Genomic DNA, 14,766 nt, shown 5'->3' with positions numbered 1-14,766 from the left:
TAGATATATTGCACTCAATTCGCACTCGCCGTATTCATCTAAGAATCGGATGGAACTATCATCCATTGGTATTTGTGTTAGATAGCTGCCAGTCCCTAGCATTCTGGTAGGAGTTGTTACGAGCGTCACACCCGGCGATGTTGCAGGATGTGCAAGTAACAGCACCTCATCAGCCACAAGGCCGCTACTGCCAACGCCGGCAGGCAGCGAACGCGCCTCAGGACACATCAACGAGAACGAGCGAAGGCCATGACATTGCATGATCCACAAACCGCCGACGCGCTGGAGGACAAAGACGCCTCCGGTTCCGGCGGACGTCAGAAAACCGGCCGGCTTCCGGCCCTGCGTTGGGCCGAGCTGCCCAAACCCGTCGCGCTCCGCAAGATGCTCGGCCCGGGTATCATCCTCGTCGCCGTCGGCATCGGATCGGGCGAATACATTTCCCACCCCTACATCACCAGCCAGGTCGGCCTGACCTTCCTTTGGGCAGCAGCAGTAGGGCTCGGCCTGCAGTACTTCATTAACACAGAGGTGGCCCGCTACACCTTGGCCACGGGCGAAACCGCCGTAACGGGCTTCACCCGCCTCTGGCGCGGCTGGGCTCCCCTGTTTGTCATCATGACCGTCATCCCATTCGCCTGGCCTGGCTGGATGAGCAGCGCCGCCACCATGGTGACATTCACGGCGGGCGGCCAGGGCAATGTCCAATGGATCGCCGTCGGCGGCCTCGTGATCATCGGCCTCGTGCTGACACTGTCGCCGATCGTCTACAAGACAGTTGAGAAGATCGAGTTCCTCAAGGTCATCGCAATCCTGGTGTTCGCGGTCGTTATCATTCTGTTCGTCATCGGCTGGGAGCCGTGGGCAGCACTGCCCGCGGGAACCGTCCAGGGAGCCGGGCGCATGCCGGAGGGCATCCCCGCGGCGTTCCTTGTGACGGCCATGGTCTTCGCCGGTGGCGGCGGAGCGCTCAACCTGACAGTGAGCAACTATATTCGCGACAAGGGCTGGGGCATGGGTGCCCACGCACCCCGCATTGTCTCCCCAATCACGGGCCATGAAGAGGCCGGATCAGCCACCGGCACGCAGTTTGCCGTCACTCCGGAGAGCGAAGGGCACTGGAGGATCTGGTGGAAGAACGCGAAGACCGAGCAGTTCTGGTCCTTCTTCGTCATTGGCCTGTTCACGATCGTCATCTTCTCACTCCTCGCGTACAGGCTGATGCCGGTTGGCACGTACGAAGGCAAGGGCGACCTGTCCTTCATCCAGGTGCAGGCCAATATCATCGGCGAGCAGTTCGGCGGTCCGCTGCAGACGTTCTACCTGCTCATCGGCACCGTTGCCCTGATGTTCGCGAACCTCGCAGTGGTGGACATCGTCGCCCGCGTCGTCGCCGACGTCGTGGCAGTCAGCTACCTCCGCGATCACAAATTCTGGACCGAGGCCAAGATCTACAGCACCTCCGTGTGGACGATGGTGCTCCTGGGCGTCATCATCCTCAGTGTGGGTATCACCCAGCCCATCACCCTCCTGGCCATGGCAGCGATTCTCAACTGCGGGGTCATGGTGGTGTACTGCGCCCTCCTGATCCGGCTCAACCGCAGCCTCCACAAACTAGTGCGCATCAATCGCCCACGCATCGCAGCCCTGGGCCTCGCTGTGCTCTTCTACGCAGCCGTTGCAATCTTCACCACCGTCACACAGATTCAATCCCTCACGGGCGCATAGGAACATACGGCGTGGCCGGGCTTGGATGCCCGGCCACGCCTCCTGCGCGTTCCCGCCTCAAGAAAGGATGCTTGCCATGAGCACCCCCCGGATCACTTTCATTGGCGCTGGCGCCATCGGCCTACCCATGGCCGTGCGCGCCGCCGAGGCAGGCACAGTAACAGCCGTAGACACGTCAGCCCTGCGACTCGCTGAAGCCCGCGCACACGGGCTTCAGACGTCGGAATCGTTAGCCGCAGCGTCCCCTGCCGATATCGTGCTGGTCATGGTGGCGACCGCACAGCAGGCCGCAGCAGTCCTGAACGGACCTCAAGGCGTCTACGCAACGTCCGGCCCCGGCGCCGTCGTCGTCGTCCTGTCCACCTTCGGCCCCGCCGCTATGCAGAAACTGGCGGCCGAACGCCCTGCCGGGGGCCCGGTCCTGCTGGACGTCCCGGTTACCGGAGGAATCCCGGGAGCAGTCGCCGGGACCCTGACGCTTTTTGCCGCCGGCGACGCAGAGGCCGTCGAACAGATACGTCCCGTGCTTGAAACCATGGGAAAGATCGTCATTGCCGGGCCGAACATCGGTGACGGACAGTCGTACAAAATAGTCAACCAGCTACTGGCCACCAGCCAGCTGGTCGTTGCCGCCGAGGCCCTCGCCTTTGCCGAACGACTCGGACTCGATACAGCCAAGGTATTCGACGCTGTCAAGGGAGGCGCCGGCGCATCATGGATGCTGGATAACTACGGTCCCCGCATGCTCAACGCAGACACCGATGACATTGCAGCACGCGTCGATATATTCCTCAAGGACGCAGCACTCGTGGGTGAAACTGCGGAGGGGGTCGGCTTCGACGGCGACATGACCAGGGCAACAGTCACCGTCCTGGAACGCGCCGTAGCACTCGGACTTGCGGCCCGCGACGCCTCCGCCGTGATCGACGTCTACCGCCAACACTGACACGTGCTCCACGCTAAGCACTGAACGCCTCCCTGAGGATCAAGGCCGCGGCCTCCAGAGGGCCCTCGAGAACATAGCCGGCTTCCCCGGATTGCCCGAAAGACGAACACTTTCGGGCAATCCGGCATTTTCGCGTGAAGGAAGCACCCAGTGCCAGAGGGCGGCAACGTTGCTTCCAATATGACGCCGCATTCCAATCACCTTGTGGCGCAGCACACTTTGAGTAATAATGAATACTCACTATTAGCTAATACCCTGATAGTCCCTCACTTCGCCGCTCGGCACTTCACCCACCCACGGAGACACTGATGTCCATCGGAAACCACAACGTCCTCGCCCCGCGCTTACGGGGCCAGCGCCCAACCGGCCCCTCCTGCGGAGAAAAGCCCACCGAAGCCAAAGGCCCGCTATTCATCGCAGCGTTGGGGTTTGCCCAGCTGACCTTGTTCATCGCCCTGCTGGGACCGGTCATGGTGTCCATGGCCCTTAAGGTCTCAACGCTCACCGACGACCCGACGGCCCGCACCAGCATCGTCGGCTCGGTTCTGGGCATTGGTGCCCTTGCGGCCGTGATCGGCAACGCAGTCTTTGGCCGTCTCTCGGACCGCACCACTTCCCGTTTCGGACGGCGTCGTCCGTGGCTCATTGGCGGTTCCCTCGTCATGGCGGCAGCCCTGTTCGCGATCAGCCAGGCCAACAGCGCCGAGGTGCTGATGATCAGCTGGTTCGTCGCCCAGCTTGGCGCCAACGCAGCCATCAGCCCGTTTGTCGCCACCTTGGCGGATCAGCTGCCCGAAAAGCAATACGCCAGCGTGTCCGCTACCGTCGGCGTTATGCAGAACGTTGGCATTCTCGCGGCCACCTGGTTTGCATCGCTATTCGCCACCGACATGTTCCTGCTCTTCATGGCACCCGCAGCCGTAGGCGTTCTAGGCATGGTGGTCTACGCCCTGGTCCTGAGGGACCCTGTGCTGAAAGAGCGTCCTGCCCGCCTCACCGGGAGCGAACTGATCAAGTCCTTCTGGGTTAACCCGGTCAAGCACCCCGACTACGGCTTCGCTTGGTGGTCACGGTTCCTCATTTTCCTCTCCAGCTTCATGTTCACTTCTTTCAGGCTCCCGTTCGTCGTCGACCGTCTGCACATCGGAGCTGCCGAAGCCGCCGGCGTCGTATTTATGGGCGTACTGGTGTACACGCTGGCACTGGTTCCGGCCAGCTATGTTGCCGGCTGGCTGTCCGACCGCGCCGGGCGCCGCAAACTTCCGGTGGCAGTCGCCACCGCCCTGTTCGCAGTTGGCACGTACATGCTCGTTCACGTCGAGTCGGTCGGTCAGTTCTACCTGGTGGAGGCTCTGCTCGGCATGGCTTTCGGTATCTATGCCAGCGTGGACATGGCGCTCGTCCTTGAGGTCCTCCCCAACCCCGACAGCACAGCCAAGGATCTGGGCGTGTTCAACATGGCTAACGCGGCACCCCAGTCCCTGGCGCCGTTCGCGGGGGCCTGGCTGCTGACCGTCGGTGCTGCCGCTGCCGGGCCAAACTACGGGCTGCTGCTGGGCGCAGCGGCTGCCGCAGCCCTCGCCGGAGCCTTGGTCATCCTCCCCATCAGGAAAGTGAAATAGCGTGGCCCGTCCCCTGCCCGCCTCCGTTACGGACACCACCTACGACTATTCACTTTTGGTCGCCCGGCTCTCGCTTGAGGAAAAGGTTCATCTACTCACCGGCGAGACGGCGTTCACACTGCCCGGCAACGACAGAATCGGCCTTGCTCCCCTGGCGTTTTCCGACGGGCCAACGGGAGTCCGCGGCCTGAAGTTCGCAGGAGGCGACGCAGTCGCACTGTTTCCAAACGCCACTCTCGTCGCAGCTTCCTGGGACGATGCCGTTGCCGAGCAGGTGGGGACCATGCTCGCGGAAGAAGCACAGCGACAGCACATCCACGTTGTCCTCGGACCGACCATCAACCTGCACCGCTCACCCCTCGGAGGGCGCCTGTTTGAAGCCTATTCCGAAGACCCGTACCTGACCGGACGCACGGCGGTTGGCTACGTGAGGGGCCTTCAGGGCAAGGGAACCGCTGCTTGCCTGAAGCATCTTGTCGCAAACGAATCCGAGACGCTGCGCAATTTCGTAGACTCCCGGGTTTCTGAAACCGCACTTCGGGAGGTCTACTTACTGCCGTTCGAAATGGTTGTTCAAGACGTCAACGCCTGGTCCATGATGTCCGCCTACAACGACGTCAACGGAACCCCTGCCACCGAGCATGACCAGATCCAGAACAGCATCGTCAAGGACGAGTGGGGCTGGGACGGCGCCATCATGAGCGACTGGTTCGCCACAAAGCGCTCTGGCGCATCAGCCAACGGAGGTTTGGACCTGGTCATGCCGGGGCCGGACGGGCCGTGGGGTGAACGCCTCGTCGCGGCTGTGCAGGCCGGGGAAGTCGCTGAGGCCACCGTCGACGGCCACGTCAGCCGGCTGCTGCGCCTGGCGGACAGGACAGGTGCCCTTGCTCCTGCCGGGGCGCCCCCGAAGAAATGGGCGGAGGGCCTGCCAGCAGTGGACTCCCCCGAACGCAAGGAACAACTGCTCCGCATTGCTGCACGCGGGATGACTGTGGTGGCCAACTCCGGCGTCTTGCCGCTTTCCGGCACCGGCTCCGTGGCGCTCATCGGGCGGCACGCCCTCGCAACCGTGAACATGGGCGGAGGCTCGGCCCAAGTCAACCCTCCGTACCAGTCCACTATCGCGGAAGGAATGACCACCCGGCTGGGCAACCGCCTAGTGATCGCCGACGGCGTTGGCGTACGCACTCGGCCCGTGCCTGCAGACCCGGCCTACCTCACCGATCCGGCGACTGGCACCCCGGGCATGGAAGTACGGCTGCTGGCCGCCGATGGCACAGAGCTTTCCCGCCGGCACGAGGACGCCTCCAGTATCACCGTTGGATGGGACGACGGACTCCCCCAAGTGCCCGCGAAGGCGGTGCTGACCGCTACGCTGTCTAACGAGTCGGGTCCAGTGATGCTGGGCGGCATCGGTGCCGGCACCTGGGCTGTTGCCGCCGACGACGGTACCGCCCTGCACGCCGAACTGGTACTCGCCGGCAAGGATCCAGGCGAGGGAATGCTCCGTCCACCGGCCTTCGCAGAAGTAGTGGCGCTACGTGCGGGGAGCACGGTGACCGCCACAGTAGCCCTCGGCACTGCCAACCGCCGGGAATCCCTCCTGCAGGATGCGTCCCTGGGCCTCAGCGAGGAGAGCCACCTCCTCACCATAGGTGCCGTCGGGCAACTTGCACTCGTGGCCACCCCCGTTCCAATCCCGGACGACGACCTGCTCCGCAACGCGGAGGAGGCGGCCAGCGCGGCGGAGACGGCGGTGGTCGTCGTCGGCCTGACGGAGGAGCAGGAAACGGAAGCCGCGGACAAACAGACCCTGGTCCTGCCGGGACGCCAGGACGAGCTTGTGTACCGCGTCGCCGCCGTGGCCAAGCGGACGGTCGTGGTGGTCAATTCCGCCACCCCCGTTCTGATGCCCTGGCTGGAGCAGGTTGACGCGGTGGTTATTGCGGGCTTACCGGGGCAGGAAGGGGGTAATGCGGTCGCCGCAGTGCTGACCGGGGAACTCGAGCCCACGGGGCGCCTTGTCTCCAGCTACCCCCGGGCCGACGGCGCCGCTCCTGCCTGGGAAGTAGAGCCGGACGAGGACCTCCGGCTCACATACGCCGAGGGCACTTCGGTCGGCTACCGCGGCTTTTATGCCGGCAACGCACCCACGCCGCTGTTCTGGTTTGGACACGGCCTGGGCTACGGCAGCTGGGCCTACAACTCGGTTCAGCTCATCCCGAACAACGGGGCGGAACTGCTCTTGTCGGTGGACGTGACAAACACCTCCGAACGCTACTCCCGCGAAACCGTGCAGGTCTACCTTGACCCGGCCGAACTGGACCAGCCCGTCAGGCTGGTGGGCTACGCAGGGGTCGACGTCCCGGCAGGTACCACGGTCACCGTGCACGTAGCCTGTGACGAACGGCCGCGACGCCGCTGGAACGAGGCAACCGGTAAGTGGGAAAGCCTGGCAGCGGGGGCACAGCTCATCCTCGCCCGCGGGCTCGGCGACGTCCGTGCGCGGGTATCGTTGACCTGAGAATTCCGACGGCGGGCGGCGTCCTGTCGGAACCGCCGCCTTGCACGACCGGATGGCCGATCAGGAGATACCATGCCCACCGCCATTGCTTCACCGTCCCCGCGCCGCAGCAGCGGCCGGCCGAAAGCGGCCGACAGCGCCAACCGGCGGGAAGAGATACTGGCCGCCGCCACCGAACTGTTCTCCATAGAAGGCTTCCGGGGCGTTTCCATGAGTGCGATCGCCCGTGCGTGCGGAATAAGCCTGACGGGCCTGGTGCACTACTTTCCCTCGAAGGAACTTCTTCTGCAGGCCACCATGGACCGCCGTGATGAGGTAGACCAGGCGCGGATCGCCGGCCCTAACCGCGCGCGGGGCTGGGCTTACCTCGAATCTCTGGTGGACCTCGTCCGTCACAACCAGAACCAGAAGGGAATCGTCCGGCTCTTCACCACCGTTGCTGCGGAAGCCGTGGACCCGGAGCATCCCGCGAACACCTGGTTACGCCGCCACCACCGGACCTCAGCGGAGCGCATCCGTGCGGCACTGGTGGAGGCTTCCGAGGATGGTGCGCTCAGGGAGGACGCCCCTGCGGAGTCAATCGCCCGCAGTCTCATTGCCACCATGGATGGCCTGCAGGTCCAGTGGCTCTCGGATCCCGACTACCAGGACATGGCTGCCGACTTCGAAACGCTGCTCGAGACCGTACGTCTCCGCTGGGGTCGATAGAACGCACCAGGCCTGCGGGCCGAAAGCCCCGGGTTCACAACCAGCCAGGACTCCGGACATCGGAACCCGCCGGCCTGGAGCCGCCTCAGAAGACGATGACCGGCTTGATCGTCTTCCCGCTTCTGGAGTCTTCGAAGCCTTGGTTGATGTCGTCCAAGGCATAGTCACTGACCAGCTTCTCGAAGGGGAACCGACCGTCCTTCCAGAGCTGGATCAATCGAGGAATGAAGACCTGCGGTACCGAACTGCCTTGGACCACGGTTTTGAAAGTCCAGCCCTTCACCAAGGAGGCACCAATCTCGAAGCTGACCTCGGTGCCCGGCTTCGCCGCGCCAACCAGGGCAACCGTTCCGCGGACGCCGAGCGCATCGGCAGCCTGGCGAAGGAGCGCGGGAACGCCCGTGGTGTCCACCACGTAGTCAACGCCTTCACCGGCCGTGATTTCGCGGAGCCGCTCCGCAACGTCTTCGGTCTTCGAATTGATGACGTGGGTAGCTCCGAGTTCCCGGGCTAGGTCCAGGCGGGAGTCATGAATGTCGACGGCGACAATAATGGCGCAGTCCGTGACCCGCGCCGCCATGACAGCGGCGCAGCCAACAGCGCCCGTGCCGAAGACCACAAGTGAGGATCCGATTTCCGGCTGCAGCTCGTTGAGGACGGTTCCCGCGCCTGTGTTGATGCCGCAACCCAAGGGCCCCAGGTGCTCGAGCGGGACGTCTTTGTCAACCCGGACGACCGACTCCTCGACAACATTTGCGTACGTCGCGAAGGATGACTGGCCGAAAAAGTGGGAAGAGATTCCCTCATCGTTCTTTTTCAGGGAGGTTGTGCCGTCCAGGCGTCGCCCGCCGAAGTCGGCCGCCATGAGGTTCTCGCAGTACGCCATCTGGCCGTTCCGGCACCGCTTGCAGTGGCCGCAGTACGCGGCAGCGAGTACAACATGGTCACCGGGCACCACGGAAACAACGGAGTCGCCCACCTCCTCAACCACGCCGGCTCCTTCGTGTCCAAGGACGGCGGGAAGCGGAGTCGGGTAGACCCCGTCGCGGACGAGCACGTCCGTGTGGCAGATCCCGGTTGCAACCATGCGGACCCTTACTTCATCGGGCCTCAGTGCGTCCAGCTCAAGCTGTTCGATCGTGAACGGTGCGTCGTGCTCCCGCGCGACCGCGGCAGTTACCTGCATGGCAAACTCCTCATCATCGTGACCGGAGTGACCGTGCACCCCGGCGTGGCTTGCGAACCCGCGTGTTGCGTTTCGCATTGCGGCCCATTCGTGTGCGCGTCGCAGCGCGGCGCAGCTTCGTCTGAAGCAGGAGAAGGCGGGGAACAGCGAAGTAGACGGCAATAGGAACGACCACGAGAGTGAGCGTGAAAGCGCGCAGAACCGGAGGCCACCCCGGCGCCAGTGCGGCCAAGGCACTCATTCCTATTGCGGCCAGCGGAAAGATCGCCACCCAGGTAATGACAGCCCTTACATGGACGGATGCCATACCGACAGTTCGGTGACGATGCGCATCCGTCTCATCGGCTGCTAACGCTTTGCCCTCATGTTCCACTCAATCTCCAAACGTCTGGTTGGAATTAATGCTACTGCGCGATGAATCGCAGAAGCAAACGAACGGTTGGATATGATGGGACCCATGGCCTGGGACACTGACGCGACACGGGAAAAACTCCTCGACGCTGCTATCACCGAGTTCTCCGACCGGGGCTTTTCCGGTGCGCGCATCCATCAGATTTCGCGGATCTCAGGGTGCAACCGGGAACGGATCTACTTCTACTTTGGCGGCAAGGCCGAACTCTTCGAAGCGGCACTCACCCGCGAACTCGTCACCGCATTGGACGACCTTCCGATCGTCGGTTCGGGTCCTGTTGCGGTCGCCGACTTCGCTGGGCGGTACTTTGACCTTTCCAGGAGCCGCCCCAGTCTTGCGCGCCTCACCTTTTGGGAGGGCCTTGAGCAGGGGCGTCCGGTAGGGGCGGAGACCCGCTCCCTTCGCGCAGCGAACAAAGTCAGCGAGATCCGGGATGCCCTTCCGGCATTGGGCGAGGCGGCGGCCGAAGACCTTCTGCTGACAATCGTCACGCTCTGCCACGCCTGGGTATCGTGCCCGAACGTCCCGCTCGTGATAACCGGAACGCCGGACGAAGAACGCAGGCGCGCATCCATTATGCGCACCAGCGAATTGCTCGCCCGCGACGCCTTGGGCACGCCCTCGCTGCCGTCCTAAACGCCAGGCGTGAGCCCGGGCACGCTCATCCTGGGATACATTTACTTGACGCTTCAACTTTATTGACCTACATTTAGTTGTAGCTTCAAGCGTCCCTCCCTTGAGAGAACAGAATCCAATGAACACCCTCCTGGCCCGTATTTTCGGAAAGAAGACTCCAATGACCAACCTCACCATCATCGGCAATGGCAACATGGCCCGTGGCATCGCAACCCGTACCCTCGCTGCCGGCCTGACGGTCGAAATCCTTGGGCAAGACGAAACCAAGGCCAAGGAACTGGCCGGCGCGCTTGGCTCCGGCGTCACCGCAGGCACCACCGCCGACGCCCCGAAGGGCGGCATCGTGGTCCTGGCGGTCCCGTTCGAAGCCGCCAAGTCCGTGGTCAGTGCCTACGGAGACGCCTTGACGGGCAAGACCATCGTGGACATCACCAACCCGGTGAACTTCGAAACCTTCGATTCCCTGGTCGTTGAGCCCGGCAACTCCGCCGCCGAGGAAATCGCACAGCTTGTCCCCGCAGGCGCCAACGTGGTCAAAGCGTTCAACACGACTTTCGCCGGTACTTTGGTGGCAGGCGAGTCAGGCGGACAGCCCCTGGACGTCTTCATCGCCGGAGACAGTGCCGAAGCGAACGCCGCCGTAAGCAGCTTCGTCAGCGCTGGCGGCATGCGCCCTCTGGTAGTCGGTCCGCTGAAGCGCGCCCGCGAACTCGAAGGCTTCCAGTTCGTCCTGATGACCATGCAGGCCAATCCCGAATTCGCCGATTTCAACTGGGACACCGGACTTCAGGTCACCCAGTAGCATCCAGCTCAAAAAGCGGACGACGCCGGGAATTCCCCCGCCGTCGTCCGCTTTCGTATGAACTGATCAATGTCAGGGCGCCTGACTCAAACCCGCCGCTGCCTAGTACACGATGACAGGCTTGATGACTGTTCCTTTGGCGGAGTCTTCGAACCCCTGGTTGATCTCGTTCAGGCTGTAGTTTCGCATCAGCTTGTCCATGGGGAACCGGCCGTCCTTCCACAACTGGATGAGCTTGGGAATGAACACCTGCGGCACCGAGCTTCCCTGAATCACCGTTTTGAACGTCCATCCCTTGACCAGTGACAGCCCGATCTCGAAGGCAACCTCGGTTCCGGGCGCGGCAGCGCCGACCAGCGCCAGCGTGCCCCGGAGGGCCAGAGCGTCGGCTGCTTTGCGGAGCAGCTCCGGACGCGCGGTTGTGTCCACCACGTAGTCAGCGCCGCGGCCGTCCGTCAAGCGCAGGATCTCATCCGTAAGGTCGGTTTCCTTGGTGTTGATCACATGCGTCGCTCCAAGTTCTTTCGCGAGGTCGAGCCTGGAGGCGTGGATGTCAACGGCGATGATCCGGGCGCACCCGGCGATCCCGCCGGCCATGATGGCACCGGAACCGACAGCGCCGGTACCGATGACCACAAGCGTGCTGTTCAGGCTGGGCTTGAGTTCGTTGAGGACTGCGCCGGCGCCGGTCTGGATACCGCACCCGAGCGGGGCAACGATCTCAAGGGGAACGTCCGAGTCGACCCGGACGACGCTTTCTTCGACGACGTTCGCGTACGTGGCGAACGAGGATTGTCCGAAGAAATGGGAGGAGATCACCTCGCCGTCCTTGCTCAGCGCAGTGGTCCCGTCGGGCCTCCGGCCTCCGAAGTCTGCCGCAAAGAGGTTCTCGCAGTAGGCCATTTGCCCGGACCGGCAGCGGTCGCACTTACCGCAGTAGGCGGCCGCGAGCAGAACATGGTCGCCCGGCTGTACGGTGGTCACCGAACTCCCGATCCGCTCCACAATCCCGGCTCCCTCGTGCCCCAGGACGGCCGGCAGCGGGGTGGGATAAACCTGGTCACGAACGATGGCGTCCGTGTGACAGACACCTGAGGCCACCATTTTAACGAGCACCTCGTTCGCGCGGAGATCGTCCAGCTCAAGTTCTTCAATTGTGAGGGGTTGCCGTGGCTCCCGGGCCACCGCTGCAGTTACTTGCATGGTCATTTCATCCTTTACGGCTGCGTGGGGCTTTTGCTTTAGAACGGGTACTGCTGGTCCGACTGCTCGATGGTGATCCATTTCAACTCGGTGAATTCGTTGATGACCGCCCTGCCATCGAACCGGCCGTAGCCACTGTTCTTCATGCCGCCGTATGGAGCCTGTGCCTCGTTCTGCACGGTCGCCCCGTTGACATGCACGTGTCCGGCTTGGATGCGCATAGCTACCTGCAATGCGCGGGTGCTGTCCGCTCCGAAAACCGCAGCGGCAAGACCGTATTCCGTGTCGTTGGCCACCTGGACGGCCTCTTCGACACCGGAGACTCGGACAACCGTGGTGATGGGTCCGAACGTTTCCTCATCGTAGATGGACATCTCAGGCCGCACTTTATCGATGATGGTGGCCGGCATCGAAGCACCGTCGGCACGGTCGCCGACTACCAGTTCCGCTCCCTTGGAGAGGGCATCGTCGATGAGTCCGTTGATCCGGGCGCCTGACTCTTCACGGATCATGGGCCCGACGATGCAGGCGTCATCGGCCATCGGGTCTCCACTGCTTAGTTGCGCCGCCCGTGCTGCAAACTTGGACACGAACTCGTCAGCCACACTTTCGTCAACGACGAAACGTTCTGTCGACATGCAGATCTGGCCCTGGTAAAGGAAGGAGCCGAAGACTGCCGCGTTGACGGCGCCGTCGATGTCAGCATCGTCCAGGACCACGAACGGAGCCTTGCCCCCGAGCTCGAGCAGCGCGGGCTTGAGGTGGCGGGCCGCCTTTTCGGCGATAATTCGCCCCACGGCGGTGGATCCGGTGAAGTTGATCCGGCGAACCGCTGGATGCGCGATGATGGACTCCACGACCCGATCCGAATCTTCAGAGGTACTTGTCAGGAAGTTGAGGACGCCGGCCGGGAGTCCGGCCTCGTGCAGGACCTCCGCGATGATCGCATGGGTTTTCGGGCTGGTTTCCGAGGCGCGGAAGACCACCGTGTTGCCGCAGACGATGGGGTAAGCGATCGCCCGGGCCGCAAGCACGCCGGCCCCGTTCCAGGGGGCCATGCTGAGAACCACCCCGGCGGGCTGCCTGACAGTCATCGAGAGCGTTCCCGGCTTGTCCGTTGGGAGGGTCTCACCCTGAATCTGGGTGGCGAGCCCAGCTGCCTCACGGAACAGTTGTGCTGTGAGGAACACGTTGAACCCGGCCCACAACTGTGCTGCTCCGACTTCCGACATCATCGTCTCGATGAACTCCGGGCCGCGCCGCTCCATGATGTCCGCGGCCTTCAGCATGACGGCCCGTCGTTCGGTGGGGCCGGTGGTTGACCAGGTGCTGAACGCCTTTGATGCCGATTCAACCGCGTCGAGGGCGTCATCTACGCCGGCTGCCGCGCCTTCGGTCACGACTGCGCCTGTCAGGGGGTTTCGACGCTCGAATGTCTTGCCTTCACGGCCGCTTCGTGGCTGGTTGTCAATGATGAGTTGCGTTTGCAAGTGGACTCCTTAATTTTTTGCTGCCTGGGCCGCCGACACTGTGGCCCGACTGCCGGTTCTTAGTGGTGGACGTTGGTGCTGGACGAATGCTGTTCAGGAGTTTCTGCAGCTGCCCTGCCATCAGCCGCGTTGAGGCGGGGAACGGTCAGGACGGCGACCACGCCGATTGCTGCTGCTATGGCCCAGACGGAGAAGTTGATGAAGTTGCCCAGCGAGGCGGCGACCAGAACGCCTCCGCCTGAGATCGCCAGGACAGCGCCGATTCTTCCGATACCGAGCGTGATTCCCAGGGCGGTGGCCCGCGTGGCACCGGAGAAGTAGGTGGCGACGAAGCCGTTGACCAAAATCTGCGCTCCCACTGACCCGAACCCGACGACTGCAACCAGCAAGTACATGGCGGGAAGCGGCATGAGGCCGGTTCCCATGAGAACAAGCGCCATGCCGGAACTGGCGAAAGCCGTTGCGGTAACCGGCCGCGGACCGAAGCGGTCAGCCAGGCGGGAGGATACGAGCACCCCCACGACGGCGCCGATGTTGACCGTGAGGAGGAATGTCAGCGAAGACGCCAGGGAGTATTTGGCGATGACCATGAGCTGTGGCAGCCAGGTATTGAGCCCGTATACAAGGGTCTGGCCGCAGATACCGGCGAGGCAGAAGAGGATCATCGCTCCAAGCAGGCGCCCGGTGAGCAGGGTGCGGAAACGGCCGGCGACGGGTGCATCCCCCTGGACCGGTGCCGTGACTAGCGGTTCCAGCCCATAATCGGCCACGATGCGATCCGCCTGGGCGCGATCTCCCTTGGCGGCGAGGAAGGCCGGGGATTCGGGGAGGAACTTGAACAGCAGCGGGACGACGGCGATGAGCGGGATGCCGCCGAGTGCCAGCATCCCCTGGAATCCGAGTGCGGGCAGGAAGGCGAGGGAAAGCAGCGCCGCCAGGATGCCGCCGACAGCGTAGCCGGAGAACATCAGGGCGTTATTGAAGTTGCGCCTGTTCGTCTTGGAGAACTCCACCGTCAGCGCGATCGCCGTCGGGATAACACCGCCCAGTCCAAGGCCGGCGAGAAAACGGAACAAGCCGAAGAGTTCGGGAGTTGGCGCCCATGCAGTCAAGAGCATCAGTAGCGAAAAAGACGCGATGGAAATCATCATGATCTTCCGACGCCCGACGATGTCCGTAAGGTAGCCGATGAGGATGGCGCCGATGAACATTCCGGCCAGCGCATAGCTGCCGATTGCGCCGGTCTGCACTGGGGTCAGGCCCCACGGTTCATAGGCGAGGAGCTTGGGAACGATGGCGCCGTAGACGACCAGGTCGTATCCGTCGAAGACGATGGCCAGGAAGCAGAGGAAGATGACAGCGGCTGCCGATTTACGAGGGCGAACCGGAGATGAGGCAGGCGATTGAAAAGCCATTGGGGACTCCAGGTGATATACACGACGGTGTGGCTGTGCCAGAGATGAGGGGGTCTATCGTCTGTGATCTGACCCACAATCGAATGTAACA

At 63.2% G+C, this 14,766-nt stretch carries 11 protein-coding genes; 7 read left to right on the top strand and 4 right to left on the bottom strand.

What is annotated here, in order from left to right; translation table 11 throughout:
- Window positions 1–255: 255 nt before the first annotated feature.
- The 5 genes from Q8Z05_RS16815 (at window position 256) to Q8Z05_RS16795 (ending at window position 7,531) form a co-directional block, all read left to right on the top strand.
- Window positions 256–1,728, top strand: a complete 1,473-nt coding sequence (locus tag Q8Z05_RS16815; RefSeq protein WP_305940719.1) for an Nramp family divalent metal transporter — start codon at window positions 256–258, stop codon at window positions 1,726–1,728.
- 76 nt (window positions 1,729–1,804) lie between these two features.
- Window positions 1,805–2,674 (top strand): NAD(P)-dependent oxidoreductase, encoded by an 870-nt coding sequence (locus Q8Z05_RS16810; protein ID WP_305940718.1) that lies wholly within the window; start codon window positions 1,805–1,807, stop codon window positions 2,672–2,674.
- A gap of 308 nt (window positions 2,675–2,982) precedes the next feature.
- Window positions 2,983–4,296, top strand: a complete 1,314-nt coding sequence (locus tag Q8Z05_RS16805) for an MFS transporter (protein ID WP_305940717.1) — start codon at window positions 2,983–2,985, stop codon at window positions 4,294–4,296.
- A 1-nt stretch (window position 4,297) separates the two neighbouring features.
- On the top strand, window positions 4,298–6,823 hold the full coding sequence (locus Q8Z05_RS16800; RefSeq protein WP_305940716.1) for a glycoside hydrolase family 3 protein: 2,526 nt from the start codon (window positions 4,298–4,300) through the stop codon (window positions 6,821–6,823).
- Window positions 6,824–6,895: 72 nt separating this feature from the next.
- Window positions 6,896–7,531, top strand: coding sequence for a TetR/AcrR family transcriptional regulator (locus tag Q8Z05_RS16795; protein WP_305940715.1), 636 nt, complete (start codon window positions 6,896–6,898; stop codon window positions 7,529–7,531).
- A gap of 85 nt (window positions 7,532–7,616) precedes the next feature.
- Here the strand turns inward: Q8Z05_RS16795 and Q8Z05_RS16790 are convergent, their stop codons facing one another.
- Window positions 7,617–8,717 (bottom strand): NAD(P)-dependent alcohol dehydrogenase, encoded by a 1,101-nt coding sequence (locus tag Q8Z05_RS16790; RefSeq protein ID WP_305940714.1) that lies wholly within the window; start codon window positions 8,715–8,717, stop codon window positions 7,617–7,619.
- A gap of 457 nt (window positions 8,718–9,174) precedes the next feature.
- On the opposite strand from Q8Z05_RS16790, the gene Q8Z05_RS16785 reads away from it, so the two are divergent.
- Together Q8Z05_RS16785 and Q8Z05_RS16780 are read left to right on the top strand one after the other, a co-directional pair.
- Entirely contained in the window at window positions 9,175–9,765 is a 591-nt protein-coding gene (locus Q8Z05_RS16785) for a TetR/AcrR family transcriptional regulator (RefSeq protein WP_305940713.1), read from the top strand.
- A gap of 160 nt (window positions 9,766–9,925) precedes the next feature.
- Entirely contained in the window at window positions 9,926–10,567 is a 642-nt protein-coding gene (locus Q8Z05_RS16780; protein ID WP_305940712.1) for an NADPH-dependent F420 reductase, read from the top strand.
- 102 nt (window positions 10,568–10,669) lie between these two features.
- Here the strand turns inward: Q8Z05_RS16780 and Q8Z05_RS16775 are convergent, their stop codons facing one another.
- Genes Q8Z05_RS16775 through Q8Z05_RS16765 form a run of 3 tightly spaced genes read right to left on the bottom strand, consistent with a single transcriptional unit; the run spans window position 10,670 to window position 14,675 of the window.
- The gene (locus Q8Z05_RS16775) at window positions 10,670–11,776 is read right to left on the bottom strand and encodes an NAD(P)-dependent alcohol dehydrogenase (protein WP_305940711.1); all 1,107 of its coding nucleotides are present in this window, start codon (window positions 11,774–11,776) and stop codon (window positions 10,670–10,672) included.
- Between the two features lie 32 nt (window positions 11,777–11,808).
- Window positions 11,809–13,260, bottom strand: a complete 1,452-nt coding sequence (locus Q8Z05_RS16770; RefSeq protein WP_305940710.1) for an aldehyde dehydrogenase — start codon at window positions 13,258–13,260, stop codon at window positions 11,809–11,811.
- A gap of 59 nt (window positions 13,261–13,319) precedes the next feature.
- Complete coding sequence (locus Q8Z05_RS16765) at window positions 13,320–14,675, bottom strand: MFS transporter (RefSeq protein ID WP_305940709.1); 1,356 nt, start codon at window positions 14,673–14,675, stop codon at window positions 13,320–13,322.
- Between the last annotated feature and the right edge of the window lie 91 nt (window positions 14,676–14,766).

Origin of the sequence: Arthrobacter oryzae (genome assembly GCF_030718995.1) — a bacterium.
Taxonomy (GTDB): domain Bacteria; phylum Actinomycetota; class Actinomycetes; order Actinomycetales; family Micrococcaceae; genus Arthrobacter; species Arthrobacter oryzae_C.
The sequence above is the reverse complement of the archived record's forward strand: the minus strand, read 5'-3'. Positions and strand labels throughout refer to the sequence as shown.